Genomic DNA, 24,326 nt, shown 5'->3' on the forward strand with positions numbered 1-24,326 from the left:
GGGACGGATCCCGTGCTCGATGGGTTCAGCCGCGCCAGACGGACGACGGCGTGAGGGGGACCAGCGGCGGCACGGCCGGCGCGGTGGTCATCTGCACGCGGGCGCCGGACCCGGCGGAGTCGAGCAGTCCCGTCATGACCTCCATGACGTGCAGCCCGACGTCGCCGCCGGCGCGCGGCGCACCCGACGCGTCGTCCAGCCCGGCCGCCCCGACCATCTCCAGCAGGCCGATCCCGCGGCCGGCGCCCACGAAGCCGGCGCTCGGGGGCAGCACCTCCCACTCCGTGCCGCCGAGCGACCGCAGCTCGACGTCGCCGTCGAACCGGTTGGGGTCGGGCACCACGAGCGAGCCGGCGGTGCCGTGCACCTCGATCGGCCGCGCGTGCGAGCCGACGGCGTCGAAGCTCACCGTCACGGTCGACAGCGCGCCGCTCGCGTGGCCGAGCACGCCGGTGACGTGCGTCGCCACCTCGACCGGCACGCGCTCCCCCGCCCGCGGGCCGGAGCCGATGGTGCGCTCGTCCCGGGACCGCGAGGCCGCGCCCTGCACCCACGCGACCGGTCCCAGGATCTGCACCAGGCTCGTGAGGTAGTACGGGCCCATGTCGAGCAGCGGCCCGCCGCCCGGTGCGTAGTAGAAGTCCGGGTTCGGGTGCCAGAGCTCGTGCCCCGGGGACACCCATGTGGCGACGGCGGCCGTCGGCGCGCCGATCCGGCCGTCCGCGACGGCGGCTCGGGCGGTCTGCACGCCGGTGCCGAGCACGGTGTCCGGGGCGCAGCCCACGCGGGTGCCCGCGGCCGACGCCGCGGCCATCACCTCGCGCGACGCCGCCAGGTCCACCGCGAGCGGCTTCTCGCCGTAGCGGTCGACGCCGGCCGCCGCGCACGCCTTCGCGACGTGCGCGTGCACGCCGGGCGTCGTGAGGTCCAGGACGACCGACACGTCGGGGTCCGCGACCAGCGCGTCCAGGTCCGCGGCCACCCGCGCCCCGGGCAGCTCCGCCGCGACGGCCTCCGCCCGCGACCGGTCCAGGTCCGTCACCGCCGCGACCCGCGCGCGCGGGTGCCCGGCCAGCGTGTCCAGGTACTGGCGCGAGATGACGCCCAGCCCGACGATGCCGATCCCTACCGGCTCGCCCACAGCAGTCCCCTCTCGACGATGGTGCGGACGCTCGGGTTCTCGAGCACGTCCACGGAATGGCCCGGCGTCGCGACGAACACGCGCCCCGCGCCCCACTGCCGCGTCCAGACCGCCGGCGAGGTCACCGGGCGGTGCCACGGGTGCCAGTCGGGCGCCGGGTGCGTGGTGGTGGCGAGGACGTCGATGAGGTCGTCGTGCAGCACCCAGTACTGCTCGGTCTCCAGCTCGACGTCGTCCAGCCCCGCGGTGATCGGGTGCTCGCGGCCCAGGTCGGTGAGCTCGACCGTGTGCCGCAGGAAGTTGTCGGAACCGTCGCCCACCCGCAGGTGCGGCTCCTTGCCCGGGTGCGTGGCGAACTGTCCGCCCACCAGCTGCAGGTAGTCCGAGCTGGCCCGGTAGGAGTCGGCGATGCCGCCGTGCCACCCCGCCAGGCCGGTGCCCGCCTCGACGGCCGCGCGCAGCCCCTGCAGGGCGGGGCCGCTGATCTGCGACATCGTCACGCACTGCAGCACCAGGTCGGTCGCTGCCATCGTGTCGGCGTCGGCGTACACCTCGTTGTCCGTCTCGACCCGCACCTCGAACCCCTGCTCGCGCAGGAAGGGCAGGAACAGATCCGTCGCAGCCTCCGGGGAGTGCCCGTCCCAGCCGCCGCGCACGACGAGTGCTCGTCTCGTCCGCTCCGTCATCGCTCTCCATTCGTCGTCGGTGACTTCTCGTGAGCGCACCGAGCCTATGCCGCATTCCTCGGATCTCTCACCCTTGATCGGGAGAGACTTCTTGTCGGTCGTGGCGCCTCGCCGCTACGGTAGGGGGCAGTCATCTGATGTTTCAGCCCTGTCGCCACGAAGAGGTGCGCATGCCCACCATCACCGACGTCGAGATCACCGACGTCCGCTTCCCCACCTCCCGCACGGCCGACGGCTCGGACGCGATGAACGCGGACGCCGACTACTCGGCCGTCTACGTCGTCCTGCGCACCGACGGCACCGACGCCGCGGGCGAGCCGCTGGCGGGTCACGGCCTGACCTTCACCATCGGGCGCGGCACGGACGTCGTCGCCCTGGCGGCCCGGCACCAGGCGGACCGGCTCGTCGGGCGCGACGTGGACGACGTCGTCGGCGACCTGGGCGCCACGTACCGCAACCTCACCGGCGACAGCCAGCTGCGCTGGCTCGGGCCGGAGAAGGGCGTGGTGCACCTGTCGCTGGCCGCCGTGCTCAACGCTGCCTGGGACCTCGCCGGGCGCCGCGCCGGCAAGCCCGTGTGGCGGCTGCTCGCGGACATGACGCCCGAGCAGCTCGTCGACGTCGCCGACCTGCGCTACCTCTCCGACGCCCTCACCCGCGACGAGGCGCTGGAGATCCTGCGCGCCGCCGAGCCCGGCAAGGCCGAGCGCATCGCGCACCTGGAGCGCCGCGGCTACCCCGCGTACACGACGTCCGCCGGCTGGCTCGGGTACGACGACGCGAAGCTGCGCCGCCTCACCCGGGAGGCCGTGGACGCCGGCTACCGGCACGTGAAGCTGAAGGTCGGGGCGCGCCTCGAGGACGACGTCCGCCGGCTCGGCATCGCGCGCGAGGAGCTCGGGCCGGACCTCACGCTGATGATCGACGCGAACCAGGTGTGGGACGTGCCCGAGGCCATCGAGTGGGTCCGCGCGCTCCAGCGGTTCGACCCGCTGTGGATCGAGGAGCCCACGTCGCCCGACGACGTCCTCGGCCACGCCGCCGTGCGCGAGGGCGTCGCCCCCGTCCGCGTCGCGACGGGCGAGCACTGCCACAACCGCGTGATGTTCAAGCAGCTCTTCCAGGCCGGCGCGACCGACTACTGCCAGCTCGACACCGGGCGCCTCGCCAGCATCAACGAGATCGTCGCCGTGCTGCTGCTCGCCGCGAAGTTCGGCGTCCCCGTCTGCCCCCACGCCGGCGGCGTCGGCCTGTGCGAGATGGTCCAGCACGTGTCGGTGCTCGACTACGTCGCCGTCTCCGGGTCGCTCGACGGGCGGATCACCGAGTTCGTCGACCACCTGCACGAGCACTTCACCGACCCGTGCCTGGTGCGGGACTTCGGCGAGGGCGTGTCGTACGTCGTGCCGACCGCCCCCGGCTACTCCACGCAGATGCGCCCGGAGTCCGTGGCGGAGTTCCGCTTCGCCGGCGGCGCTGCGTGGACGTCGTGACCGTGGTGACCTGGGACACGTTGCCCGGAACACGTTGACCTCAACAAGGGTTCAGGTCGTAGCGTGACCAGCAACGACATCCGCGACGACGAAGGGGACGAGATGCCCGTCTACACCCTGCCCGACCTGCCCTACGACTACAGCGCCCTCGAGCCGCACATCAGCGGCAAGATCATGGAGCTGCACCACGACAAGCACCACGCCGCCTACGTCACCGGCGCCAACACCGCCCTGGACAAGCTCGCCGAGGCCCGCGAGTCCGGCGACAACGCCGCGGTGAACCTGCACGAGAAGAACCTCGCGTTCAACCTCGGCGGCCACACCAACCACACCGTCTTCTGGAACAACCTCTCCCCCGAGGGCGGCGGCCAGCCCGAGGGCGAGCTCGCCGAGGCCGTCAAGGACGCCTTCGGCTCGTTCTCGACGTTCCAGGCCCAGTTCGCCGCCGTCGCCACCGGCATCCAGGGCTCCGGCTGGGCCGTGCTCGGCTGGGACTCCATCGGCCAGCGCCTCGCGATCTTCCAGCTCTTCGACCAGCAGGCCAACGTCCCCGTCGGCATCACCCCCCTGTTCATGCTGGACATGTGGGAGCACGCCTTCTACCTCGACTACCTCAACGTCAAGGCCGACTACGTCAAGGCCGTCTGGAACATCGCCAACTGGCAGGACGTCGCCGCACGCCTCCAGCGCGCCCGCACCCAGACCGCCGGGCTCATCGTCCCCGCCTGACGGCTGCACCCGAGCGTGTGAGCGGGCGTGCGGCCCTGTCTCCCGGCGGAGGCAGGGCCGCACGTCCGCTCACAGCGCTGTCTGCTGGTAGAGGGCCAGGCGCGGCTCGCCGTCGACGACGACGTACGTGCTGGCCATGAGCGCGACGAACGGCGGGTCGTCGCCGCGCACGGCCCGCGCGCGGTAGACGAGCGCGGCGGCGCCGCCGTCGAGGCCGACGCGGCGCACGTCGCGCAGGTCGTAGGAGTCCCACGGCGGCGCGCCGTCGAGCGACGCGACGACGGCGTCGCGGTCGAGCACCGAGCCGTCCACGAGCACCATGAGCGCCGCGGGCGTCATGAGGTCGCCGTAGAACGCGCCCCCGGCGCTCCGGCACAGCGCGTCCCACCCCTGTCGCTCCAGGTCGAGCAGCCGGTCCTGCGTGAGGTCCACCATCGCGCCAGGCTACGGACCACGGCGGGGCCACGCAGGAGGCACACCCCCGGATTCATCGGAGGAATCGGTGCAGCCGGGCGCGAACTGGGCCATAATCCACGACATGTCCCGCACCGATGAGGTCGTCGACGGCGTCCGCCGCATGATCACCGGCGGGGAGCTCGGCCCCGGCGACCGGCTCCCCGTGGAGAAGGACCTCGCCGATCGGCTGGGCGTCTCCCGCGGCTCCCTGCGCGAGGGGGTGCGCGCCCTCACCGTGCTCGGCGTCCTCGACACCCGCCAGGGTGACGGCACGTACGTCACCAGCCTCGACCCCGCCCGGCTCATGTCGTCGCTGCAGTTCGTCGTGGACCTGCACGGCGACACCAGCGCCCGCCCGTTCCACGCCGTCCGCCGCGTGCTCGAGACGGAGGCCGCCGGCCTGGCCGCGCACCGCATCACGCCCGAGGCGCTGGAGGAGGCCCGCGCCGTCCTCGACCGGGCGGCGCGCACCCTCGCTCAGGACGACGTCGACCACCCCGCCTTCATCGAGGCCGACACCGCGTTCCACCGGATCGTCGCCGACCAGGGCGGCAACCCCGTGATCACCGCCCTCGTCGAGGCGATCGCCGGCCGCACCGCGCGCGAACGACTCTGGCGAGGCCTGCACGAGGAGGGCGCCGAGGCCCGCACCCAGCGCGACCACGAGGCCGTCTGGCGCGCCCTGGCCGCCGGCGACGCCGAGGCCGCGCGCGTGCGCATGGCCGCGCACCTCCTCGACGTCGAGGAGACCCTGCCCGGCCCGGAGGCCACCGAGGACTGACCCCGCGGGACAGGGGCCCCGGCGGCCGCACCTAGACTGGACGTCGCCTGCGATCAAGCCACCGGTCACCAGCAGGCGACGCGCGTGAGAGGAACGGAACATGGCCGCCCACGGTGGCATCAATCTGAGCGACGACGGACTTCGGTGGGAGATGTGGGGCGAGATCGACGTCGCCGTCGCCCACGAGGTCTACGCCACGCTGGAGGCTGCGGGCGAGGGTCGCAAGACCCTCGACATGCGCAGGGTGACGTTCATCGACTCGTCCGGCGTGCGCCTCGTGGTCCTCGCGTGCGAGAACGGTCCGCACCCGCGGGTGGTCGGTGCTCCGCAGCTGGTCCGCGACATCTTCGAGATGATGAGCTTCGACATGCTGGTCGACTTCGTCGACGCCGACCCGGCGGAGCCCCTCGACGACGCTACGCGGACGGGGACCGGACCCCGATCGTGAGAAGCAGGTTGGCGTAGACGCGCTGGTCGCCGGTGGCGACCAGCAGGGCGACGTCGTCGGACCGCGCGGCGTCGTAGAACGCGAAGCGGTCCAGCTCGTCCCAGCCGACGTCGGCCCCGAGCATCGCCCGGTAGCCGGTGTGCGCGGGGATCTCCTCCCCCGCGGCGACGACGTCGCCCGCCACGCCGCCGGGCACCATGACGGCGGCGGACTCGACGGGCACGGCGTCGAGCAGCACCTCGAGCACCTGGTCCACGGTCAGCAGGCCCGGCCGCAGGTTGAGGTGGACGCGCGCCGCGCCGGGGCGGGCGCCCGTGGAGTGCGGGTAGTTCGCGTCGGCGAGCAGCACCCGCGACCCGTGCCCCGCCGCGGCGAGCGCCGCGACGAGGCCCGGGTGCAACAGCTCGTAGCGCAGCACGACGTCAGACCCGCGCCGGGACCTGGGCGTCGGCGAAGGCGTGCCGCTGCCGGCCGACGCCGTCGATCTCGACCTCGACGACGTCGCCGTCGGCCAGGTACGGGAACCGGCCGGACAGCGCGACGCCCTCGGGGGTGCCGGTGCAGATCAGGTCGCCCGGCTCGAGGGTCATGTACTGCGACAGGTGGTGCACGATCTCGGCGACGCCGAAGATCATGTCCGTCGTCGACGAGTCCTGCCGGGGCTCGCCGTTGACGAACGAGCGCAGCCGCAGGTCGGCGGTGTCCACCTCGTCGGCGGGCACCAGCGCCGGGCCGGTCGGCAGGAACGCCGGGCCGCACTTGCCCTTCGACCACTGGCCGAGCGAGTCGTCGAGCTGCCAGGCCCGCTCGCTCACGTCGTCCACCACGGTGTACCCGGCGACGTGCTCGAGCGCCGCGTCGGCCGACGGCAGGTAGCTCGCCTGCTTCCCGACGACGATCGCGAGCTCGACCTCCCAGTCGACCTTGTCCGAGCCGGGCGGGATCGGCACCGTGTCGTCGGGGCCGACCACCGTGTTGGGGTGCTTGAAGAAGATGATCGGCAGGCGCGGCGGCTCGGCGCCGGACTCCCGCGCGTGGGCGGCGTAGTTCTGGCCCACGCAGACGACGGCGGTGGGTCGCGCGATCGGCGCCCCGACGCGCAGGGCGTCCGCGCCGTCGAGCACGGGCAGCTCGCCGGCGGCGAGGGCGGCGCGCGTGCGCGCGATGCCGTCGGCGGCGAGGAAGCCGCCGTCGACGTCGGCGGTCAGCGGCCGCAGGTCGTAGGTGGCGCCGTCGTTGCTGACGGCGGGGATCTCCTGGCCCACCGGGCCCAGGCGGAGCAGCTGCATCGATGTCCTCTGTTCTCTCTGGGGGGCGCCTCGATCATGCGCCGGTGTCGCGTCCCGGTCACATCCGTCCCGCCATGCGGGCGGCGGTGCGGACGGAGCGTCACGCGAAGGCGTCGGGGTGGGCCTCGGGGGCGAGCAGCCCCTGGCCCACCAGGTCGGTCCACAGGTCGGTGGGGACGACGGCGGCGTGCCGGTCCACGGCCTGCCGCACCTGGTCGGCGGTGCGCAGCCCGACGACGGTGCTCGCCACGGCCGGGTGCGTGCGCACGTAGGCGAGCGCGGCCTCCGGCAGCGTCGCTCCGTGGTCGGCACACACCTGCGCGATGCGACGGGTGCGGTCGAGCAGCGCGGCCGGGGCGGGCGCGTAGTCGTAGGTCGCGTCGTCGGGCACGACGTCGCGGGCCAGCAGCCCGGAGTTGTAGACGCCGGCGACGACGACGGCCGCGCCGCGCTCGACGGCCGCCGGCAGCAGGTCCGCCAGGGCGGGCTGCTCCAGCAGCGTGAACCGGCCGGCGCACATCACGACGTCCACGTCGGCCTCGGCGACGAACCGCGCGAGCATCGCCGACTGGTTCATCCCCGCCCCGATCGCGCGGACGACGCCCTGCTCGCGCAGCTCCACCAGCGCGGGGACCGCCTCGGCGAACGCCTGCTCCTCGTGGTCGTCCGGGTCGTGCAGGTACACGACGTCGACCCGGTCGAGCCCGGTGCGCTCCAGGCTGGCCTCGAGCGACCGCAGGATCCCGTCGCGGGAGAAGTCCCAGACCCGCCGCGTGGCGGCGGGCACGTCGAACATGTCCGGGTCCTTCTGGTGCGCCGTCTCCGGGGAGGGCACCAGCAGGCGCCCCGCCTTCGTCGACACGACGTACTCGTCCCGCGGCCGGCCGGCCAGGCTCGCCCCGAGGCGCCGCTCCGACAGCCCGAGCCCGTAGTGCGGCGCCGTGTCGAAGTACCGCACGCCGGCCTCCCACGCGACGTCGAACGCCGCCCGGGTCTCCTCGTCCGTCGTCTGCCGGTAGAGGTTGCCGGCCTGTGCCGCGCCGTAGCCGAGGCCGGTCAGCCGGACCCCCGTCTCCCGGACCTCCCGGGAGGGCATCGCGGTCATGCCTGCTCCGGCGGGCGCACCCGCAGCTCGTGCATGCCGCCGTCGACGGCGAGCGCGGTGCCGGTGGTGGCGGTCGCGAGCGGGCTCGCGAGGTAGCAGACGGCGTGCGCCACGGCCTCCGGGCTCACCAGCTTCCCGGTGGGCTGGCGCGCCGCGAGCGCGGCGCGCTCGGCGGCGGGGTCGGGGGCGGAGTCGAGCAGGCGGCCCACCCACGGGGTGTCCACGGTGCCGGGGTTCACGCAGGTGACGCGGATGCCCTCGCGCACGTGGTCGGCGGCCATCGCGAGGGTCAGCGCCTGCACGGCGCCCTTGCTCGCGGAGTACAGGGCGCGCTGCGGCAGCCCTGACCACGACGCGATCGACGCGGTGTTCACGACGGCCGCGTGCTCCGACGCCCGCAGGTGCGGCAGCGCCGCCCGGGTCACGCGCACGATCCCGAGCACGTTGACGTCGAGCACCCGCAGCCACTCGGCGTCGTCGTTGTCCGCGACCGTGCCCTGCGCGCCGATGCCCGCGTTGTTCACGACGACGTCGATGCCGCCCATCTCCGCCGCCGCGCCCTCCACGGCCGCGCGCACGGCCGGGTCGTCGGTGACGTCGGCGACCTGGGAGCCCGCGCCGTCGGGCACGCCGTCACGCGTGCGGTCGATCGCGACGACCTGCGCACCGCGCGCGAGCAGCGCGCGCACGACGGACGCGCCGATGCCCGACGCGCCGCCGGTCACGATCGCGCGGATGCCGGCGAACTCCGGCGGGTTCTCGAGGGGGGCGGTGCTCACGGGTGCTCCTTCGTGCGGGTGGTGGTGACGTGCTCGACCGCGAGGCCGTAGGTGGCGACGGCGGTGCGGCCGCGCAGGGCAGCGCGCTCGTCGGGGGCGAGGCCGGACAGCAGCTCGTCGGCGGTGGAGAGCCAGCGCCCGTAGCCCGACGCGAGCAGGCAGACCGGCCAGTCGCTGCCGAGCAGGAGGCGGTCGGGGCCGAAGACGTCGAGCGCGTGGTCGGCGGCGGGGCGCAGGTCCGCGGTGGTCCACGAGTCCCAGCGCGCCTCGGTGACCAGCCCGGACAGCTTCGCGACGACGTTCGGGCGGGCCGCGAGCGCCGCCAGGTCGCGGCGCCAGGCGCTCAGGTCGCCCGCGCCGGGGTTGCCGGCACCGAGGGGCGGCTTGGCCAGGTGGTCGAGCACGAACCGGGTGTCAGGGAGCGCCGCGGCGAGGCGGGCGCACGACGCGAGCTGGTCCGCGCGGACCACGAGGTCGAACGGCAGGCCCGCGGCGCCGACGGCGGCGATGCCGGCGTGCACGTCGGGACGGTCCAGGTAGTCGGGGTCGGCCTCGGCCTGCACCATCGTGCGGATCCCCACGAGCCGGTCGCCGCCCGGCCCGTCGCGCAGCGCGGCGAGGCGGTCCTCGAGCGCCGGGTCGAACAGGTCGGCCCAGCCGACGACCCCCGCGATGCGTGCCGCGCGCCCCTCGGGCGAGGCGGCGACGTCGAGCAGGTCCTCGGTCTCGGCCCACGTGCTCACGCTCTGCACGACGACGGTGGCGTCGACGCCGTGGGCGGCGGCGGGCAGGTCGGCCGGGGTGAAGTCGGCGTCGATGGCGGCCATGGTCGCGGGGTCGATCCAGCCCTGCGGGTGCCGCGCGCGGACCCACAGGTGGTGGTGCGCGTCGACGACGACGTCGGACATCCGGACTCCCTCGGCCTGCAGACTGATTCATCCAATGTATAGGCGTCCAGACCGCTTGCGCCAGCCCCGGCATCGGCGAGTATCCTCGGATCGCACCGCACAGACGTCATATCTCTGCGCGCGCTGTTCGACCGGCTCCGAGCCGGACCCGCCCGCTCGACGAGGAGTGATCCGCATGACCACGGCCGCCCCGCCCCTGCGCCCCGAGCAGGCGTGGTTCACCGAGGCCCGCTTCGGCCTCTTCGTGCACTTCGGCCTCTACTCCGCGGCCGCCCGACACGAGTGGGTGATGAGCTTCGAGCGCATGACCGTCGAGCAGTACGCACGCTACGCCGAGGTGTTCGACCCGGACCTGTTCGACGCGCGCGCCCTCGTCCGCGCCGCCAAGGACGCCGGCATGAAGTACGTGGTGCTGACCACCAAGCACCACGACGGCTTCGCCCTGTGGGACTCCGCGGTCAGCGACTACAGCATCGCCCGCACCCGCGGGCGCGACCTCGTGGCGGAGCTGGCCGAGGCCGTGCGCGCCGAGGGGCTGCGGCTCGGGCTGTACCACTCGCTCCTCGACTGGCACCACCCCGACTACACCGTCGACGCCGACCACCCGCGCCGCGACGACCCCGACGCCCACGCGCTCAACGAGGGCCGCGACATGGCCCGCTACCGCGAGTACCTGCACGCCCAGGTGCGCGAGCTGCTCACCGGCTACGGCCCGGTCGACTACGTCTTCTTCGACTTCACCGACACCCGCGACCGGCGCGGCTGGCCGGGCAAGCGCCCCGAGGACTGGGACGCCGAGGGCCTGCTCGCCATGGTCCGCGAGCTCCAGCCGCAGGCGGTGGTGAACGACCGCCTCGGCATCCCCGGCGACCTCGTCACGCCCGAGCAGTACCAGCCCGCCGAGCCGATGCGCGACGACGGCGGCGAGCTCGTCGTCTGGGAGGCCTGCCAGACCCTCAACGGCAGCTGGGGCTACGACCGCGACAACACGAAGTTCAAGGACCCGGACCTGCTGGTGCGCATGCTCGTGGACACCGTGTCCAAGGGCGGCAACCTGCTGCTGAACGTCGGCCCGGACGGGCGCGGCGCGATCCCCCCGCGCGACGCCGCCACCCTCGCCGCGCTCGGTGCGTGGACGCGGCTGCACGGCCGGTCGATCACGGGTGCCGGCCCCGCCGACCCCGAGCTGGCCGCCGCCGTCGCGCCGGGGCTGCCGCCCGGCGCCGTGCTCACGCAGCGCGACGACCGCCTGTACCTGCACCTGTTCGCGTGGCCCTTCGGTCACGTCCACCTGCGCGACCTCGCCGACCGGGTGGGCTACGCCCAGCTGCTGCACGACGGCTCCGAGCTGCGCACCAGCCGCACCGACCCGGACCAGAAGGCGTTCAACACGATCCCCGGCGGGCAGCCGCCCGGCACCCTGACGCTGCACCTGCCCACCGCGCGGCCGGACGTCGCCGTGCCGGTGGTCGAGCTGTTCCTCGACCGGTAGCCGTCAGGCGCCCGCGGCCTCCGCCAGGCGTCGCACGTCGACGGCCCAGCCGTCGGCGCCGCCGACGGCGTCCCGCATCCCCTCCCATCCGCCGCCGTGGCGTTCGAGGTGGCGGTGCTCGAGGACGACGCGGGTGCGTCCGTCGTCGAGCGCCGTGAACGCGACGTGCACCTCGCTGCACCGTGCGGGGTCGGTCTCGACCTCCCAGCGCGGGGACACGTCCCACGTGAAGGCGAACCGCGCCGGCCGCTCGACGACGAGCACGCGGCCGATCGTGCAGCGGTTCCCCGCGGCGTCGACCTCGGTGATCGAGCCGCCGGGCCGGAGCTCGACGTCCATGGCGACGGTGCCGTCGAGCAGGTGGTGGGCGGCGTCCCACCAGGTCGACGTCCGACGCGTGAACACGTCGAAGACGTGCTCCACCGGGGCCGCGACGTCCACGGCGACGGAGACCGGGGAGGCCTCGGTGCCGGATCGGGTCGGGTCAGGTCGGGTCGGCGTGGTCATGGGAGGTCTCCTCTGCGACGGAGGCGAGCGTGGCGAGCGAGCGCCGCCAGAACAGCTCCAGGTACTCGCGGAGCATCGCGAGCCCCGCGGGGTCGGCGCGGTAGACGCGGCGTGTGCCGACGGCCTCGTCGGCGACCAGCCGGGCGTCCTTGAGCACGCGCAGGTGCTGCGAGACGGCCGGGCGGCTCACGGGCAGCCCGGCGGCCAGCTCCCCGACCGACGACGGCCGCGCCGCGACGCGCTCGAAGATCTCGCGCCGCGTGGGGTCCGCCAGCGCGGCGAACCCGGATACGTCAGTAGCCACTTACGGTAAGTTACGCCTGACGGTGGGCGCCCACAAGACCCCGGCAGAGATCGCGCCGGTCCCGTGGATATACTCGCGGCGTCGAGGCGGACCTGCGCCGCCTTGCGCTCGAAAAAGGGGCGCACGGCAGCCCGGTCACCGGCAGTCACCGCTGCACGGCCAGCACGTCGGACCCGACGTCGGGACCGCACGGGACACATACGGACGCACGCCACATCCGTCACTGTTCCCTGGAGGCCCCCGTGCCCACCGTGTCCGCCCACGTCGCCCGCACCCTCGCCCAGCACGTCGACCACGTCTTCGGCGTGATGGGCAACGGCAACGCCTGGTTCCTCGACGACGTCGAGCGCACCACCCCCGCCCGGTTCACCGCCGTCCGCCACGAGGCCGGCGGCGTCGTCGCCGCCGACGCCTACTTCCGCGCGTCCGGCCGCATCGCCGCCGCGACCGTCACGTACGGCGCGGGCTTCACCAACACCCTCACCGCGCTGGCCGAGGCGGCGCAGGCCCGCGTGCCGCTCGTCCTGCTCGCGGGCGACGAGCCGACGTCGGGACCGCGCCCGTGGGACGTGGACCAGATCGCGCTGGCCGCCGCCGTCGGCGCGCGCACCTATACCGTCGGGCGCGCGGACGCCGCCGCGACCACCGTCATCGCGGTCGAGCACTCGCTCACCTACCGGGTGCCCGTCGTGCTGGCCATCCCCTACGACGTCGCCGCGCTCGAGGCGGGCCCGGTCCCCGACGCGCCCGAGCCCGCCCTCCCCGGCCCGCTCGCACCCGCCGGCCCGTTCGACGCCGCCGCGATCACCGACCTCGCGCACGCCCTCGCCGAGGCCGAGCGCCCGCTGCTCCTCGCGGGCCGCGGCGCCTGGCTCGCCGGCGCGGGCGAGGCCCTGGGCGAGCTCGCCGCCGCGACCGGGGCCCTGACCGCCACGACGGCGCTGGGCCGCGGCGTCTTCCCCGACGCGCGGTACGACCTCGGCGTCGCCGGCGGGTTCGGCGCCGACGGCGCGATGGCCCTGGTCCGCGAGGCGGACGTCGCCGTCGTCGTGGGCGCGTCGCTCAACCAGTTCACGATGCGGTTCGGCGAGCTCTTCTCCCCCGGCACCCGCGTGGTCCAGGTCGACACGGCGCAGGCCGCCACGCACCGCCACGTGGGCTCGTTCGTCCGCGGGGACGCCGCGCTCGTGACCCGCGCGCTGCTCGACGAGCTGCGCGCCCTCGACGCCGCCCCGTCGGGCTGGCGCGACTCCGTGGGCGTCGCCGCCGCCCGCACCTACGACACCGGGCCCGCGGACGGCCTCGCCGCCGACGGGCGGCTCGACCCCCGCGGCGTCGCGAGCCGCGTCGGCGCGCTGCTCCCCGCCGACCGGGTGGTCGTCTCCGACGGCGGCCACTTCATCGGCTGGGCCAACATGTACTGGTCCGTGGCGTCGCCCGACCGGATGATGATGGTCGGCACCGCCTTCCAGTCCATCGGGCTCGGCTTCCCCAGCGTCGCGGGCGCCGCCGCCGCCCAGCCGGACGCCACCGTCGTGCTCACCACCGGCGACGGCGGCGGGCTCATGGCCCTGGCCGACCTCGAGACCGCGGTGCGCACCGCCGGCGGCCGCGGCGTCGCGGTCGTGTGGAACGACGCCGTCTACGGCGCCGAGGTGCACGTCTACGGCCGCCAGGGCCTCGCCGAGGAGCCCATGCGCATCCCCGAGACCGACTTCGCCGCGCTGGCCGCCGCCGTCGGCGCGGAGGGCGTCGTCGTGCGCCGGCTCGCCGACCTCGACCGCCTCGGCACCTGGGCGCTCGAGCCCGTCGACCAGCGCCGGTTCCTCATGCTCGACTGCCGCGTGTCGCCCACCGTCGTCGCGCCGTACCAGGAGGAGATCCTGCGGGTGAACCGCACCCGCTGAGAGGGCACCGGCACCGCCGGCGAGCGTCTCAGCCCACGCCGGGCGGGCCGTCCAGCACGGTCGGCGCGTACTCGAGGAGCTGCAGCCGACCGTCGAGGGTGCGGCTGTCGAGCAGCTCCAGCCGGACGTCGGGCCAGCCGTCGTACAGGCGGTCGTGGCCGGTGGTGCCGTTGACGACGGGGAACACCACGACGCGGACGCGGTCGACGAGTCCCGCGACGAGCAGCGAGCGGGCGAGGCCGGGACTGCCGATCGTCCGCAGGGGGACGTCGTCCTGCTTCATGGCGCGCACCGCCTCGACGGCGTCGCCGGCGACCAGCGTCGTGTTCGCCCACCCCAGCGGCTCGGTGAGGGTGCCGGAGAACACGACCTTCGGGCGCGCGGTGACCTCGGCCAGCTCCTCCTCGCCGGTCTCGGCGAAGCTCGCGAACAGCCGGTAGGTCGTGGCGCCCAGCAGCGTCGTGTACTCCTGCCGGCCGTCCTCCTCGAGGAACGCGAAGTAGTCCGGACCGCCCATCCCCCACAGGCCGGGCCACCCGTCGGCGGACCCGAATCCGTCGAGGGAGGTGATGTAGTCGATCATCAGGTCTGCCATCGCGGGGCCTCCTCGGCCGCTGGGCGCTTCCTGGGTCGCCCACCAGTATCGGCACGACGCCGCGTCGTCGCGCGTGCGGACGTGTCTCGCCCGGCGGCACGACCCTGTCGTCCTGCCGTGCCGGCGGCCCGGGATCAGGCGGTCGCGGGGTGGTTCCGGTGCGTCACTCCGGCAGCACCTCGTCGTCGCGGTGCGCGCCGTAGAACTCGGACTGGCGCCGCATCGTCTCGCGCATCGGCGTGTCCCGCGCCGTCCCGTAGACCGTCCCCGGGAAGTCGAGCTCGCGCTGCACGGCCCAGATCTCGTCGTGGCTCCCGGGCGGCAGGATCCGGGCCGGGTCGCCCACGGCGACCCAGCCGATCGGGACGAGCGCACCGGGCGGGAGCACGGTGTTGACCTGCACCACCCCGTGGATGCGCACCTCGGCGCCGGCCCCGATCCGGCTGCCGGGGAACAGCGCCGCCCCGGTCGCGACGAACGCCTCGTCCTCGACCGTGCTGCCGTTCACGTGGGCGTGCGGACCCACCAGCACGGCGTCCCCCAGCCGCGCGTCGTGGCCGCGGCGGCCGCGCACGAGCGCCTGCTCCATCACCACGGTGTCGCGGCCGACGACGACGGCGCCGTCCTCCGCGGTCAGGACGGCGCCGTGCAGCACCCGCGCGCCGGCGGCGACGTGCACGTCGCCGATCAGCACCGCCGTCGGCGCGACGTACGCCGACGGGTCGACGGTGGGCGTGGCACCACGATGGCGGACGAGCATGGCTCGGACGGTACCAACCGGCGCAAGGCCGGCTGGTCGTCAACGGCCCACGAACACCCCGGCGAAGAACTCGGCCAGCTCGTCGGTGGCGTCGAGGGGCAGCACGTGCGCCACGTACTGGTCGGGGCGCACGACGACGACCACGCCGTCGCGGGACAGCCCGCGCTCCGCGAAGATGTCGTCCGCGGTCCACACGGTGGGCCCGGCGGCGTACACCTTCTCCCAGTCCGTGAGGCCCAGCGGGCCGGTCCGCGGGAGGAACACGCCGGGCACGGCGGCGAGGTCGACGTCCTGGAAGCCCTGCTGGTAGACGACCTTCACGTCGAGGACGGCGTCGACGTCAGCCCCCTCGGGCGTGAACCGGGAGACGGGTGACTCGGAGGACGCCATCCAGGCCGCCCACGCGGCCAGCGCGGAGCCCTCGCCCGGCGCGGCCGCGTCGGCGAACGCGTAGACCCGCCACCGGCCGTCGGCCTTGGCGTGGTGGCCGAGGTGCACGGCGTTGCCGTCGCACACCCGCGTCACCTCGGCGGACTTGAACCGCTTGCCGAGCGGGAACCCGGTGGCCAGCTCCTGCCGGGCGCCGCCGGCCACGATCGACGACGGCCCGTACTGCGTCATGAAGCCGGAGGGGAACTCCGACGTCGCGAGGTAGTGGTGGGCCAGCTCCTGCGGGTCGGAGATCTCCTCGGGCTTGCGGGCCATGAGGCTCGACCACTCCCGGTCGAAGTCGATGAGCTGCTGCGCGACGGGCTGCCGCTCGGCCGAGTAGGTGGCGAGGAGCGACTCGGGGCTGAGGCCGGTGAGCACGGACCCGAGCTTCCAGCCCAGGTTGAACCCGTCCTGCATCGACACGTTCATCCCCTGCCCGGCCTTGGCGCTGTGGGTGTGGCAGGCGTCGCCGGTGAGGAAGACGCGCGGGATGCGGTGCTCCTCGCCGTCGGGCACGTCGTCGAACTTGTCCGTGACACGGTGGCCGACCTCGTACACGCTGTGCCAGGCCACCTCCTTCACGTCGAGGGCGTAGGGCGTGAGGATCTCGTTGGCGCGACGGACGATCTCCTCGACCGGCGTGCTGCGCACCCGGTGGTGGTCGTCCGCGGCGACCTCGCCGAGGTCCACGTACACGCGGCAGAGGTATCCGCCCTCGCGCGGGATGAGCAGGATGTTCCCGGCCTCCGAGTTGATCGCGCACTTGGTGCGCCAGTCGGGGAAGTCCGTGTTGACGAGCACGTCCATCACGCCCCAGGCGTGCGCCGCGAACTCGCCGACGTGCTTGCGGCCGATCGCCTCGCGCACCGCGCTGCGGGCGCCGTCGCAGCCGGCGACGTACCTGGCGCGGACGGTCCGCTCCTCCCCCGCGCGCTCGCCGCCCACGTGCCGGACGCGCACCTCGACGGGGTACTCGTCGCCGTCGTGCACGGTGAGGCCGACGAACTCGACGCCGTAGTCGGGCACGATGCGGGCGGGGCCCAGCGCGGCGGCCTCGGCGAAGTAGTCGAGCACGCGCGCCTGGTTGACGATGAGGTGCGGGTACTCGCTGATCTTGAGGCCGTAGTCCTCGGTGCGCGAGGTGCGCACGATGTTCCGGGGGTTCTCCGGGTCCGGGCCCCAGAAGTTCATCCAGCCGATGTTGTAGGCCTCGGCGACGATCCGCTCCGCGAAGCCGAACGCGTCGAACGTCTCGACGCTGCGCGGCTGGATGCCGTCGGCCTGACCGAGCACCAGCCGCCCCTCGCGCTTCTCGATGAGGCGGGTCGTGACGCCGGGGTACCGCGACATCTGCGCGGCGAGCAGCATGCCCGCCGGCCCCGACCCGACGACGAGGACGTCGACCTCGTCGGGCAGCTCGTCGGGCCGGTCCACGCCCGTGCCGGCGGGCGGCAGCACCCGCGGGTCGCCGGAGACGTAACCGTGGTGGTGGAACTGCACGAGCTCTCCTCATCGTCGTCGATGCGCCGCTCGACCTCCGTGTCGGGCGTGGCGTTCGCTGCGTTCGTGTTCTATATTCGAACACGACGTTCTACTATTGAATGCAGCGTAGCCCACCGGAAGGACGACGATGCCCGACGCAGGCCCCCCGCCGTCGCAGACCCTCAGCCGCGGCATCCGCATCCTGGAGGTCCTCGCCGACGCCCGCGCGCCCCTGACCATCGACGACGTCGCCGCGACGCTCGGCGTGCACCGCTCGATCGCGTACCGGCTGCTGCGCACCCTGGAGCACCACGGGCTCGTGGTCCGCGACGCGAACGGGGGCGTCGCGCTCGGCGCGCGGATGGCCGCCCTGGCCGCGGGCGTCGCCCACGACCTGCAGGCCGAGGCGCTGCCCGAGCTCACCGCCGTCGCGAACGAGCTGGGGATGACGTGCTTCCTCGCCGTCCTCGACCACGACGAGTGCGTGACGCTCGTCAGCGTCGAGCCGCGGCACGCCGTCGCCCCGGTGGCGCAGCGCCCGGGCACCCGGCACCCGGTCACGGTGGGCGCGCCCGGCAAGGCGATCCTCACGCTGCTCCCGCCCGCGCAGTGGCCCGCGGGTGCCTCCGAGGCGCTGCACGCCACGGTCGCGCAGGCCGCGGAGCGCGGGTTCGCCACCAGCCACGACGAGGTGATCCCCAGCCTGGAGTCGGTCGCGGTGCCGCTGGCGCTGCGCGGTCGCGGGCCCGCCGCCGTCGCCGTCGTGCACGTCGCCAGCCCGCTCGACCACGCGCAGATCGCCGCCCGCCTCTCCGCCTCGGCGAGCGCCGTGCGGGAGGCCCTCGGCGGCTGAGGGGACACGGTCGCCTGGCAGAACCGTCGATGCGCATGCATGGTGGCCCAGGGCGACCAGGTGCATCGGAGCCCTTCGTCGTCACGCCGAGGAGCGAGGTGCCATGAGCTCACGACCGACCGTCCCCGCCCGCGCCCACCGCGCCGACAGGCCGCACAGACGCCTCGCGGCCGCCGGCGTCTGCGCCGTCCTGCTCGCCCCGCTCGGCGCGACGCCCGTGGTCGCCACACCCCAGGCGCCCGAGCGCTCGGGCGCGGCCGCGCGCCCCGCCGAGGGCCCTCTGGCCCTGGGGATCGGGCGCCAGAAGAGCTCGTCCACGATGCTCCGGCACTACCTGAGCTGGGCTCGGGCCTACGGGTTCCGGGTCTCCGAGCACCCGTCGTACGGCGGCGTGACCCGCGGGGCGCACTCCAAGAACTCCTGGCACTACGACGGCCTGGCGGCGGACCTCAACTACGGCCCCGCCGGGGCGCCCTCCTCGGAGCGCACCCGGGCGCGGACCGCGATCAAGGTGGCGGACTCGATGGGCCTCGGCGTGATCTACGCGCGGGACGGGACGGTCGGGTCGGCCGCCAGCCACCGCAACCACGTGCACGTCGACGTCGGCACGACGTCGAACTACGGCCGGGGCACCGTGCTCGCGCCGGCGGGCTCACGCACGACGCAGCGACTGCAGCAGGTGGCCCACTTCCCCCTGGCCCAGCGCGACAACCTGTGGGGCCCGAGCACCGACCAGCGCCTGCAGGCGATCCGCGCCGCCTCCCGCATGCACGGGACGAAGTTCCCCTACGGCGTGAAGACGGCGCAGCGCGCGGTGGGCGTCACCGCGGATGGCAAGTGGGGCCCGAAGTCCCGCGCCGCGCACGACAAGGCGGTCGCCGCCCTGCAGCGGGTGGTGGGAGTGTCCGCCACCGGCACCTGGGGCCCGGCCACCGAGAGCAAGTACCTCAGCGTGCGCAAGAAGCTGCGGTGACCGGGCCCCTCCGCCGTCGTCAGGCCCGCGAGACCCCGTAGATCGGGCTGGCCGCCTGCTCGTCCTCGTGCTCGGGGCCGAGCGGGATGCCGGTGCGGTCGCGCAGCAGCAGCGTGGCGGCGAACGCCACCACCATGACGCCCGCGATGTAGAACGCGACGGACGTCGCCGTCCCGGTGGTCTGCACGAGCCAGGCCGCGATGGTCGGGGCGAACGCGCCGCCCAGGATCGCACCGATCGCGTAGGTGATGGACACGCCGGAGTACCGGATCGACGCCGGGAACAGCTCCGCGAAGTAGGCCGCCTGCTGGCCGTACGTGAACCCGTTGCCGATCGCGAAGAGCGACACGCCGAGGAACAGCAGCCACGGGTTGCCGGTGTTCACCAGCGGGAAGAGCAGGAACACGGTGGCGAGGAACGCCACCCACCCGATGATGTAGGTGTTCCGGCGCCCGATCCGGTCGGAGACCGCGCCGGCGGCGAAGGTGCACACGAGCCAGACGACGGACGCGCCGGCCACGGCGAGCAGCACCGGCGTGCGGTCCATGCCGACCAGCCCGCCGTCGGCGACCGGCGTCGTCGCGTAGTTCTGCAGGTAGCCGCCGGTGGTCATGTAGCCCGCGGCGTTGTTGCCCGCGAACGTGAGGGCGGCGAGCAGCACCAGCAGCCAGTGCCTGCGGAACAGGGTGAGGATCGGCGTCTTCGCCGCCGCCTTCTTCTCGGCGATCTCGAGGAAGACCGGGCTCTCCTCGACCGACCGCCGCACGACGATCCCCACCACGATGAGCACCACGCTCAGCAGGAACGGGATGCGCCACCCCCACTGGACGAACGCGTCGCCGGGCGAGATCACGCCGGTCATGAGGGCGAGCACGCCGGAGGCCAGCAGCAGGCCGATGGGCACGCCGATCTGCGGGAACGCGCCCATGCGGCCGCGGCGGCCGTCGGGAGCGTGCTCGACGGCCATGAGGACGGCCCCGCCCCACTCGCCGCCGGTCGACAGGCCCTGGAGGATGCGCAGCAGCACGAGCAGCGCGGGGGCCGCGATCCCGATCGTGTCGTAGGTCGGCAGCACGCCGATGAGCGTCGTGGCCCCGCCCATGAGGATGAGGGTGACGACGAGCATCGCCTTGCGGCCGATCCGGTCGCCGAAGTGGCCGGCGAGGAAGGCGCCGAGCGGGCGGAACAGGAAGCTGATCCCCACCGTCGCGAACGACAGCAGGGTCGCCGCGCCCGGGCCGGCGGGCTCGAAGAACAGCGTGCCGAACACCAGGCCTGCCGCGCTGGCGTAGAGGAAGAAGTCGTACCACTCGATGGTGGTGCCGATGACGGTCGCGAAGGCGACCCGTCGGAGCTCGCGACGTTCGGTGTCGCTGGGGGTGGCTGCGATGCCGGTGGTCATGTCCGGAAGACCTCTCTGTCAGTCCGCGGGGGGTGGTGCAGTTCGCGAGATCGTATATCATCCGAGATACGACATGACAGCCTCGACCGACAGTGGGGTGCCCGTGGTCACCGACGACCAGCCCAAGCCCGGCAAGATCATCGCCGTCCACCTGAACTACCCGTCCCGCGCAGCGCAGCGGGGCCGGACGCCGCACCAGCCGTCCTACTTCCTCAAGCCCGGCTCGTCGCTCGCCGCGACGGGCGGCACGATCGAGCGCCCGCTGGGCACCGAGCTCCTCGCCTTCGAGGGCGAGGTCGCGATCCGCATCGGCACCGCCGCGCGCTGGGTCTCCCCCGCCGACGGCTGGTCGCACGTCGACGCCGTCACCGCGGCGAACGACTTCGGCCTCTACGACCTCCGCGCCGCCGACAAGGGCTCCAACCTGCGCAACAAGGGCGGCGACGGCTACACGCCGCTCGGCCCGCGCTGGATCCCCGCGTCGGCCGTCGACCCCGCGGGCCTGCGGGTGCGCACCTGGGTGGACGGCGAGCTCGTCCAGGACGACTCCACCGGCACGCTCCTGTTCGACTTCGGCCGCCTCGTCGCGGACCTGTCCCAGCACCTCACGCTCGAGCCCGGCGACGTGATCCTCACCGGCACCCCGGCGGGCTCGTCCGTCGTCGGCCCCGGGCAGGTCGTCGAGGTCGAGGTGGACGCCCCGGAGGCACCCGGCGCCAGCGCCTCGGAGACACTGTCCAGCGGCCGCCTCGTCACCACCGTCACCGCCGGGACGCACGCGTTCGGCGACTTCGGCTCGACGCCGGCCGTGGACGAGACGCAGCGCGCCGAGGCCTGGGGCACCCCCGCGCCGGAGCCCGAGCCCGCCTTCGTCCTCACGGACGCCCACCGCGAGCGGTTCGCGGGCGTCGCGGTCGCGACGCTGTCGGCGGCGCTGCGCAAGCGCGGCTACACCGACGTCTTCGTCGAGGGCGTGCACGGCAACCACCCGGGCGACCGGTTCGTCGGCACCGCCCGCACGCTGCGGCTCATCCCGTTCCGCCCCGACCTCTTCGCCTCCCACGGCGGAGGCTTCAACGCGCAGAAGCGCGCGTTCGACGCCGTCGGGCCGGGCGAGGTGATCGTCGTCGAGGCGCGTGGCGAGCGCGGCACCGGCACCGTGGGCGACGTGCTCGCCCTGCGCGCCCACGTGCGCGGCGCGGCCGCGATCGTCACGGACGGCGGGGTGCGCGACGCCGACGCCGTGGCCGAGATCGGCATCCCCGTCTTCTCCCAGGGCCCGCACCCGTCCGTCCTCGGCCGCAAGCACGTGCCGTGGGAGACCGACGTGACCGTCGCCTGCGGCGGCGCCTCGGTGCAGCCGGGCGACGTCGTCGTGGGCGACGGGGACGGCGTCCTCGTCATCCCGCCCGCGCTCGTCGAGGAGGTGCTCGCCGAGTCCGAGGCCCAGGAGGCCGCCGACGCGTGGGTCGCGCGGCAGGTCGCGGCCGGCGCCCCCGTCGACGGGCTGTTCCCCATGAACGCCGCGTGGCGGGCACGGTACGAGCGCGAGACCGCCGGGAGTGCCGGATGACCGTCCCGACGACGTCGACCGCCGTGAGCAAGTCCCAGCGCGCGTACGCGTACCTGCGCGAGCGGATCGAGGACGGGCGCTTCGTGCCCGGCTACCGGCTGGTGCTGGCACAGCTCGCGGGCGAGCTCGACATGTCCGTGGTGCCGGTGCGCGAGGCGATCCGCCGCCTGGAGGCCGAGGGGCTCGTGACGTTCGAGCGCAACGTCGGCGCCCAGGTCGCCCTCATCAAGGAGACCGAGTACCAGCACACGATGGAGACGCTCGCGCTGGTCGAGGGCTTCGCCACCGCGCTGTCGGCGCCGCACCTGTCCGCCGCGCAGCTCGACGCCGCGCGCGCGGTCAACGAGCGGATGCGCGAGTGCCTCGCCGACTTCGACCCGCACCGGTTCACGGAGCTCAACCTCGAGTTCCACGCCGTCCTGTTCGAGCCGTGCCCCAACCCGCACGTGCTCGACCTCGTGCACCGCGGCTGGCGGCGCATGACCGTGCTGCGCGACTCGTCGTTCTCGTTCGTCCCCGGCCGCGCCCGGGAGTCCGTCGCCGAGCACGACCGGATCCTCGACCTCGTCGTGCGGCTCCAGGCCGGCGACGCCACCCCGGAAGAGGTCGAGCTCGCCGCCCGCCGCCACCGCACCACCACCCTCGACGCCGTGCTCGCCCGCCAGGCGTCCCACCATCTGTCCCACAAGGCCACGGAGGTCCAGCGATGACCAGCCATGCACCGGATGCCCACACCAGGAACGGGCACCGCCCCGCCGACCTGCCCACCGCGATCCGGCACTACATCGACGGCCGCTTCGTCGACTCCGTCGACGGCGCCACCTTCGACGTGCTGGACCCGGTCTCGAACGAGACCTACCTCCGGGCCGCCGCGGGCAAGCGGGCCGACGTCGACGCCGCCGTCGCCGCCGCCCGCCGCGCGTTCACCGAGGGGCCGTGGCCGACGATGCTCCCCCGGGAGCGCTCGCGGGTGCTGCACCGGATCGCCGACCTCGTGGAGTCGCGCGACGCCCGCCTCGCGGAGCTGGAGTCCTTCGACTCCGGCCTGCCGATCACGCAGGCCCTCGGCCAGGCGCGCCGCGCCGCCGAGAACTTCCGCTTCTTCGCGGACCTGGTCGTGGCGCAGGCCGACGACACCTACAAGGTGCCCGGCCGCCAGATCAACTACGTCAACCGCAAGCCGATCGGCGTCGCCGGGCTCATCACCCCGTGGAACACGCCGTTCATGCTCGAGTCGTGGAAGCTCGCCCCCGCGCTCGCCACCGGCAACACCGTGGTGCTCAAGCCGGCCGAGTTCACGCCGCTGTCCGCGTCGCTGTGGGCCGGGATCTTCGAGGAGGCCGGGCTGCCCCAGGGCGTGTTCAACCTCGTCAACGGCCTGGGCGAGGAGGCCGGCGACGCGCTGGTCAAGCACCCCGACGTGCCGCTCATCTCCTTCACCGGCGAGAGCAGCACGGGCCAGCTGATCTTCGGCAACGCCGCCCCGTACCTCAAGGGCCTGTCGATGGAGCTCGGCGGCAAGTCCCCCGCCATCGTCTTCGCCGACGCCGACCTCGACGCCGCGATCGACGCGACGATCTTCGGCGTCTTCTCCCTCAACGGCGAGCGCTGCACGGCCGGCTCCCGCATCCTCGTGGAGCGCGCCGTCTACGACGAGTTCGTCGAGCGGTACGCCGCCCAGGCGAAGCGCGTGCGCGTCGGGTACCCGCACGAGAAGGACACCGAGGTGGGCGCGCTCGTGCACCCCGAGCACTTCGACAAGGTCATGAGCTACGTCGAGCTGGGCAGGACCGAGGGCCGGCTCGTCGCCGGCGGCGGGCGCCCCGAGGGCTTCGAGACGGGCAACTTCGTGGCCCCCACGGTCTTCGCGGACGTGAAGCCCGACGCCCGGATCTTCCAGGAGGAGATCTTCGGGCCCGTCGTCGCGATCACGCCCTTCGACACGGAGGCCGAGGCGCTCGAGCTCGCCAACGGCGTGAAGTACGGGCTCGCGGCGTACATCTGGACCAACGACCTCAAGCGGGCCCACAACTTCTCCCAGGCCGTCGAGGCCGGGATGGTCTGGCTGAACTCGAACAACGTGCGCGACCTGCGCACCCCGTTCGGCGGCGTCAAGGCGTCCGGCCTCGGCCACGAGGGCGGGTACCGCTCCATCGACTTCTACACCGACCAGCAGGCCGTGCACATCACGCTCGGCAAGGTCCACAACCCCACGTTCGGCAAGTGAACCG

At 74.0% G+C, this 24,326-nt stretch carries 25 protein-coding genes; 11 read left to right on the forward strand and 14 right to left on the reverse strand.

Annotation, left to right across the window (positions count from 1 at the left end; translation table 11 throughout):
• Positions 1–25: 25 nt before the first annotated feature.
• On the reverse strand, positions 26–1,141 hold the full coding sequence (locus tag ACFQ8Y_RS04645; RefSeq protein WP_430584740.1) for a Gfo/Idh/MocA family protein: 1,116 nt from the start codon (positions 1,139–1,141) through the stop codon (positions 26–28).
• A complete protein-coding gene (locus tag ACFQ8Y_RS04650; protein WP_430584741.1) occupies positions 1,126–1,827 on the reverse strand; it encodes a ThuA domain-containing protein in 702 nt (233 codons plus the stop codon). Before ACFQ8Y_RS04650 ends, ACFQ8Y_RS04645 begins: the two co-directional genes overlap by 16 nt.
• A gap of 170 nt (positions 1,828–1,997) precedes the next feature.
• Here ACFQ8Y_RS04650 and ACFQ8Y_RS04655 point away from each other — a divergent pair, with 170 nt between their 5' ends.
• Both ACFQ8Y_RS04655 and ACFQ8Y_RS04660 read left to right on the forward strand, forming a co-directional pair.
• The gene (locus tag ACFQ8Y_RS04655; RefSeq protein ID WP_430584742.1) at positions 1,998–3,320 is read left to right on the forward strand and encodes an enolase C-terminal domain-like protein; all 1,323 of its coding nucleotides are present in this window, start codon (positions 1,998–2,000) and stop codon (positions 3,318–3,320) included.
• A 102-nt stretch (positions 3,321–3,422) separates the two neighbouring features.
• Positions 3,423–4,049, forward strand: a complete 627-nt coding sequence (locus tag ACFQ8Y_RS04660) for a superoxide dismutase (RefSeq protein WP_430562800.1) — start codon at positions 3,423–3,425, stop codon at positions 4,047–4,049.
• A 69-nt stretch (positions 4,050–4,118) separates the two neighbouring features.
• On the opposite strand, the gene ACFQ8Y_RS04665 is transcribed toward ACFQ8Y_RS04660, so the two are convergent.
• Positions 4,119–4,484: a DUF4440 domain-containing protein gene (locus ACFQ8Y_RS04665; RefSeq protein ID WP_430584743.1), complete on the reverse strand. Its 366-nt coding sequence runs from the start codon at positions 4,482–4,484 to the stop codon at positions 4,119–4,121.
• Positions 4,485–4,587: 103 nt separating this feature from the next.
• Here ACFQ8Y_RS04665 and ACFQ8Y_RS04670 point away from each other — a divergent pair, with 103 nt between their 5' ends.
• The gene (locus ACFQ8Y_RS04670) at positions 4,588–5,286 is read left to right on the forward strand and encodes a FadR/GntR family transcriptional regulator (protein ID WP_430562739.1); all 699 of its coding nucleotides are present in this window, start codon (positions 4,588–4,590) and stop codon (positions 5,284–5,286) included.
• A gap of 100 nt (positions 5,287–5,386) precedes the next feature.
• On the forward strand, positions 5,387–5,734 hold the full coding sequence (locus tag ACFQ8Y_RS04675) for an STAS domain-containing protein (protein ID WP_430551606.1): 348 nt from the start codon (positions 5,387–5,389) through the stop codon (positions 5,732–5,734).
• On the opposite strand, the gene ACFQ8Y_RS04680 is transcribed toward ACFQ8Y_RS04675, so the two are convergent.
• From ACFQ8Y_RS04680 to ACFQ8Y_RS04700, 5 genes are all read right to left on the reverse strand, one after another.
• A complete protein-coding gene (locus ACFQ8Y_RS04680) occupies positions 5,703–6,152 on the reverse strand; it encodes an RbsD/FucU domain-containing protein (protein ID WP_430551605.1) in 450 nt (149 codons plus the stop codon). The two genes, ACFQ8Y_RS04675 and ACFQ8Y_RS04680, sit on opposite strands and share 32 nt — an antisense overlap.
• 4 nt (positions 6,153–6,156) lie before the next feature.
• Complete coding sequence (locus ACFQ8Y_RS04685) at positions 6,157–7,023, reverse strand: fumarylacetoacetate hydrolase family protein (RefSeq protein WP_430551604.1); 867 nt, start codon at positions 7,021–7,023, stop codon at positions 6,157–6,159.
• A 100-nt stretch (positions 7,024–7,123) separates the two neighbouring features.
• The gene (locus tag ACFQ8Y_RS04690; RefSeq protein ID WP_430562737.1) at positions 7,124–8,128 is read right to left on the reverse strand and encodes an aldo/keto reductase; all 1,005 of its coding nucleotides are present in this window, start codon (positions 8,126–8,128) and stop codon (positions 7,124–7,126) included.
• Complete coding sequence (locus tag ACFQ8Y_RS04695) at positions 8,125–8,907, reverse strand: SDR family NAD(P)-dependent oxidoreductase (protein ID WP_430562736.1); 783 nt, start codon at positions 8,905–8,907, stop codon at positions 8,125–8,127. Before ACFQ8Y_RS04695 ends, ACFQ8Y_RS04690 begins: the two co-directional genes overlap by 4 nt.
• Entirely contained in the window at positions 8,904–9,815 is a 912-nt protein-coding gene (locus tag ACFQ8Y_RS04700; protein WP_430584744.1) for an amidohydrolase family protein, read from the reverse strand. The genes ACFQ8Y_RS04695 and ACFQ8Y_RS04700 overlap by 4 nt, the downstream gene beginning before the upstream one ends.
• A gap of 175 nt (positions 9,816–9,990) precedes the next feature.
• On the opposite strand from ACFQ8Y_RS04700, the gene ACFQ8Y_RS04705 reads away from it, so the two are divergent.
• The gene (locus tag ACFQ8Y_RS04705) at positions 9,991–11,307 is read left to right on the forward strand and encodes an alpha-L-fucosidase (RefSeq protein ID WP_430584745.1); all 1,317 of its coding nucleotides are present in this window, start codon (positions 9,991–9,993) and stop codon (positions 11,305–11,307) included.
• 3 nt (positions 11,308–11,310) lie between these two features.
• Here ACFQ8Y_RS04705 and ACFQ8Y_RS04710 read toward each other — a convergent pair whose 3' ends face one another.
• A complete protein-coding gene (locus ACFQ8Y_RS04710; RefSeq protein WP_430584746.1) occupies positions 11,311–11,814 on the reverse strand; it encodes an SRPBCC domain-containing protein in 504 nt (167 codons plus the stop codon).
• On the reverse strand, positions 11,792–12,118 hold the full coding sequence (locus tag ACFQ8Y_RS04715) for an ArsR/SmtB family transcription factor (RefSeq protein ID WP_430584747.1): 327 nt from the start codon (positions 12,116–12,118) through the stop codon (positions 11,792–11,794). Before ACFQ8Y_RS04715 ends, ACFQ8Y_RS04710 begins: the two co-directional genes overlap by 23 nt.
• Positions 12,119–12,360: 242 nt before the next feature.
• Between ACFQ8Y_RS04715 and ACFQ8Y_RS04720 the strand changes: the two genes are divergently transcribed.
• The gene (locus ACFQ8Y_RS04720; RefSeq protein ID WP_430584748.1) at positions 12,361–14,025 is read left to right on the forward strand and encodes a thiamine pyrophosphate-binding protein; all 1,665 of its coding nucleotides are present in this window, start codon (positions 12,361–12,363) and stop codon (positions 14,023–14,025) included.
• Between the two features lie 28 nt (positions 14,026–14,053).
• Here the strand turns inward: ACFQ8Y_RS04720 and ACFQ8Y_RS04725 are convergent, their stop codons facing one another.
• The 3 genes from ACFQ8Y_RS04725 to ACFQ8Y_RS04735 all read right to left on the reverse strand — a co-directional run bounded on the left by ACFQ8Y_RS04725 (position 14,054) and on the right by ACFQ8Y_RS04735 (position 17,312).
• The gene (locus tag ACFQ8Y_RS04725; RefSeq protein WP_430551596.1) at positions 14,054–14,620 is read right to left on the reverse strand and encodes a dihydrofolate reductase family protein; all 567 of its coding nucleotides are present in this window, start codon (positions 14,618–14,620) and stop codon (positions 14,054–14,056) included.
• 163 nt (positions 14,621–14,783) lie between these two features.
• A complete protein-coding gene (locus ACFQ8Y_RS04730; RefSeq protein WP_430562729.1) occupies positions 14,784–15,380 on the reverse strand; it encodes a gamma carbonic anhydrase family protein in 597 nt (198 codons plus the stop codon).
• A gap of 39 nt (positions 15,381–15,419) precedes the next feature.
• Positions 15,420–17,312, reverse strand: a complete 1,893-nt coding sequence (locus ACFQ8Y_RS04735; protein ID WP_430584749.1) for an FAD-dependent monooxygenase — start codon at positions 17,310–17,312, stop codon at positions 15,420–15,422.
• A gap of 130 nt (positions 17,313–17,442) precedes the next feature.
• On the opposite strand from ACFQ8Y_RS04735, the gene ACFQ8Y_RS04740 reads away from it, so the two are divergent.
• A complete protein-coding gene (locus ACFQ8Y_RS04740) occupies positions 17,443–18,147 on the forward strand; it encodes an IclR family transcriptional regulator (protein WP_430584750.1) in 705 nt (234 codons plus the stop codon).
• Positions 18,148–18,250: 103 nt separating this feature from the next.
• Complete coding sequence (locus ACFQ8Y_RS04745) at positions 18,251–19,120, forward strand: peptidoglycan-binding protein (protein WP_430584751.1); 870 nt, start codon at positions 18,251–18,253, stop codon at positions 19,118–19,120.
• Between the two features lie 19 nt (positions 19,121–19,139).
• On the opposite strand, the gene ACFQ8Y_RS04750 is transcribed toward ACFQ8Y_RS04745, so the two are convergent.
• Positions 19,140–20,522, reverse strand: a complete 1,383-nt coding sequence (locus ACFQ8Y_RS04750; RefSeq protein WP_430584752.1) for an MFS transporter — start codon at positions 20,520–20,522, stop codon at positions 19,140–19,142.
• 73 nt (positions 20,523–20,595) lie between these two features.
• Between ACFQ8Y_RS04750 and ACFQ8Y_RS04755 the strand changes: the two genes are divergently transcribed.
• The 3 genes from ACFQ8Y_RS04755 to hpaE are packed head-to-tail and all read left to right on the forward strand — an operon-like array spanning position 20,596 to position 24,322.
• On the forward strand, positions 20,596–22,095 hold the full coding sequence (locus ACFQ8Y_RS04755; protein ID WP_430584753.1) for a fumarylacetoacetate hydrolase family protein: 1,500 nt from the start codon (positions 20,596–20,598) through the stop codon (positions 22,093–22,095).
• A complete protein-coding gene (locus tag ACFQ8Y_RS04760) occupies positions 22,092–22,805 on the forward strand; it encodes a GntR family transcriptional regulator (protein WP_430551589.1) in 714 nt (237 codons plus the stop codon). Before ACFQ8Y_RS04755 ends, ACFQ8Y_RS04760 begins: the two co-directional genes overlap by 4 nt.
• Positions 22,802–24,322 (forward strand): 5-carboxymethyl-2-hydroxymuconate semialdehyde dehydrogenase, encoded by a 1,521-nt coding sequence (gene hpaE / locus ACFQ8Y_RS04765; RefSeq protein WP_430584754.1) that lies wholly within the window; start codon positions 22,802–22,804, stop codon positions 24,320–24,322. The genes ACFQ8Y_RS04760 and hpaE overlap by 4 nt, the downstream gene beginning before the upstream one ends.
• Positions 24,323–24,326 lie beyond the last annotated feature (4 nt).

Origin of the sequence: Isoptericola sp. NPDC056605 (genome assembly GCF_042792795.1) — a bacterium.
Lineage (GTDB): Bacteria > Actinomycetota > Actinomycetes > Actinomycetales > Cellulomonadaceae > Isoptericola.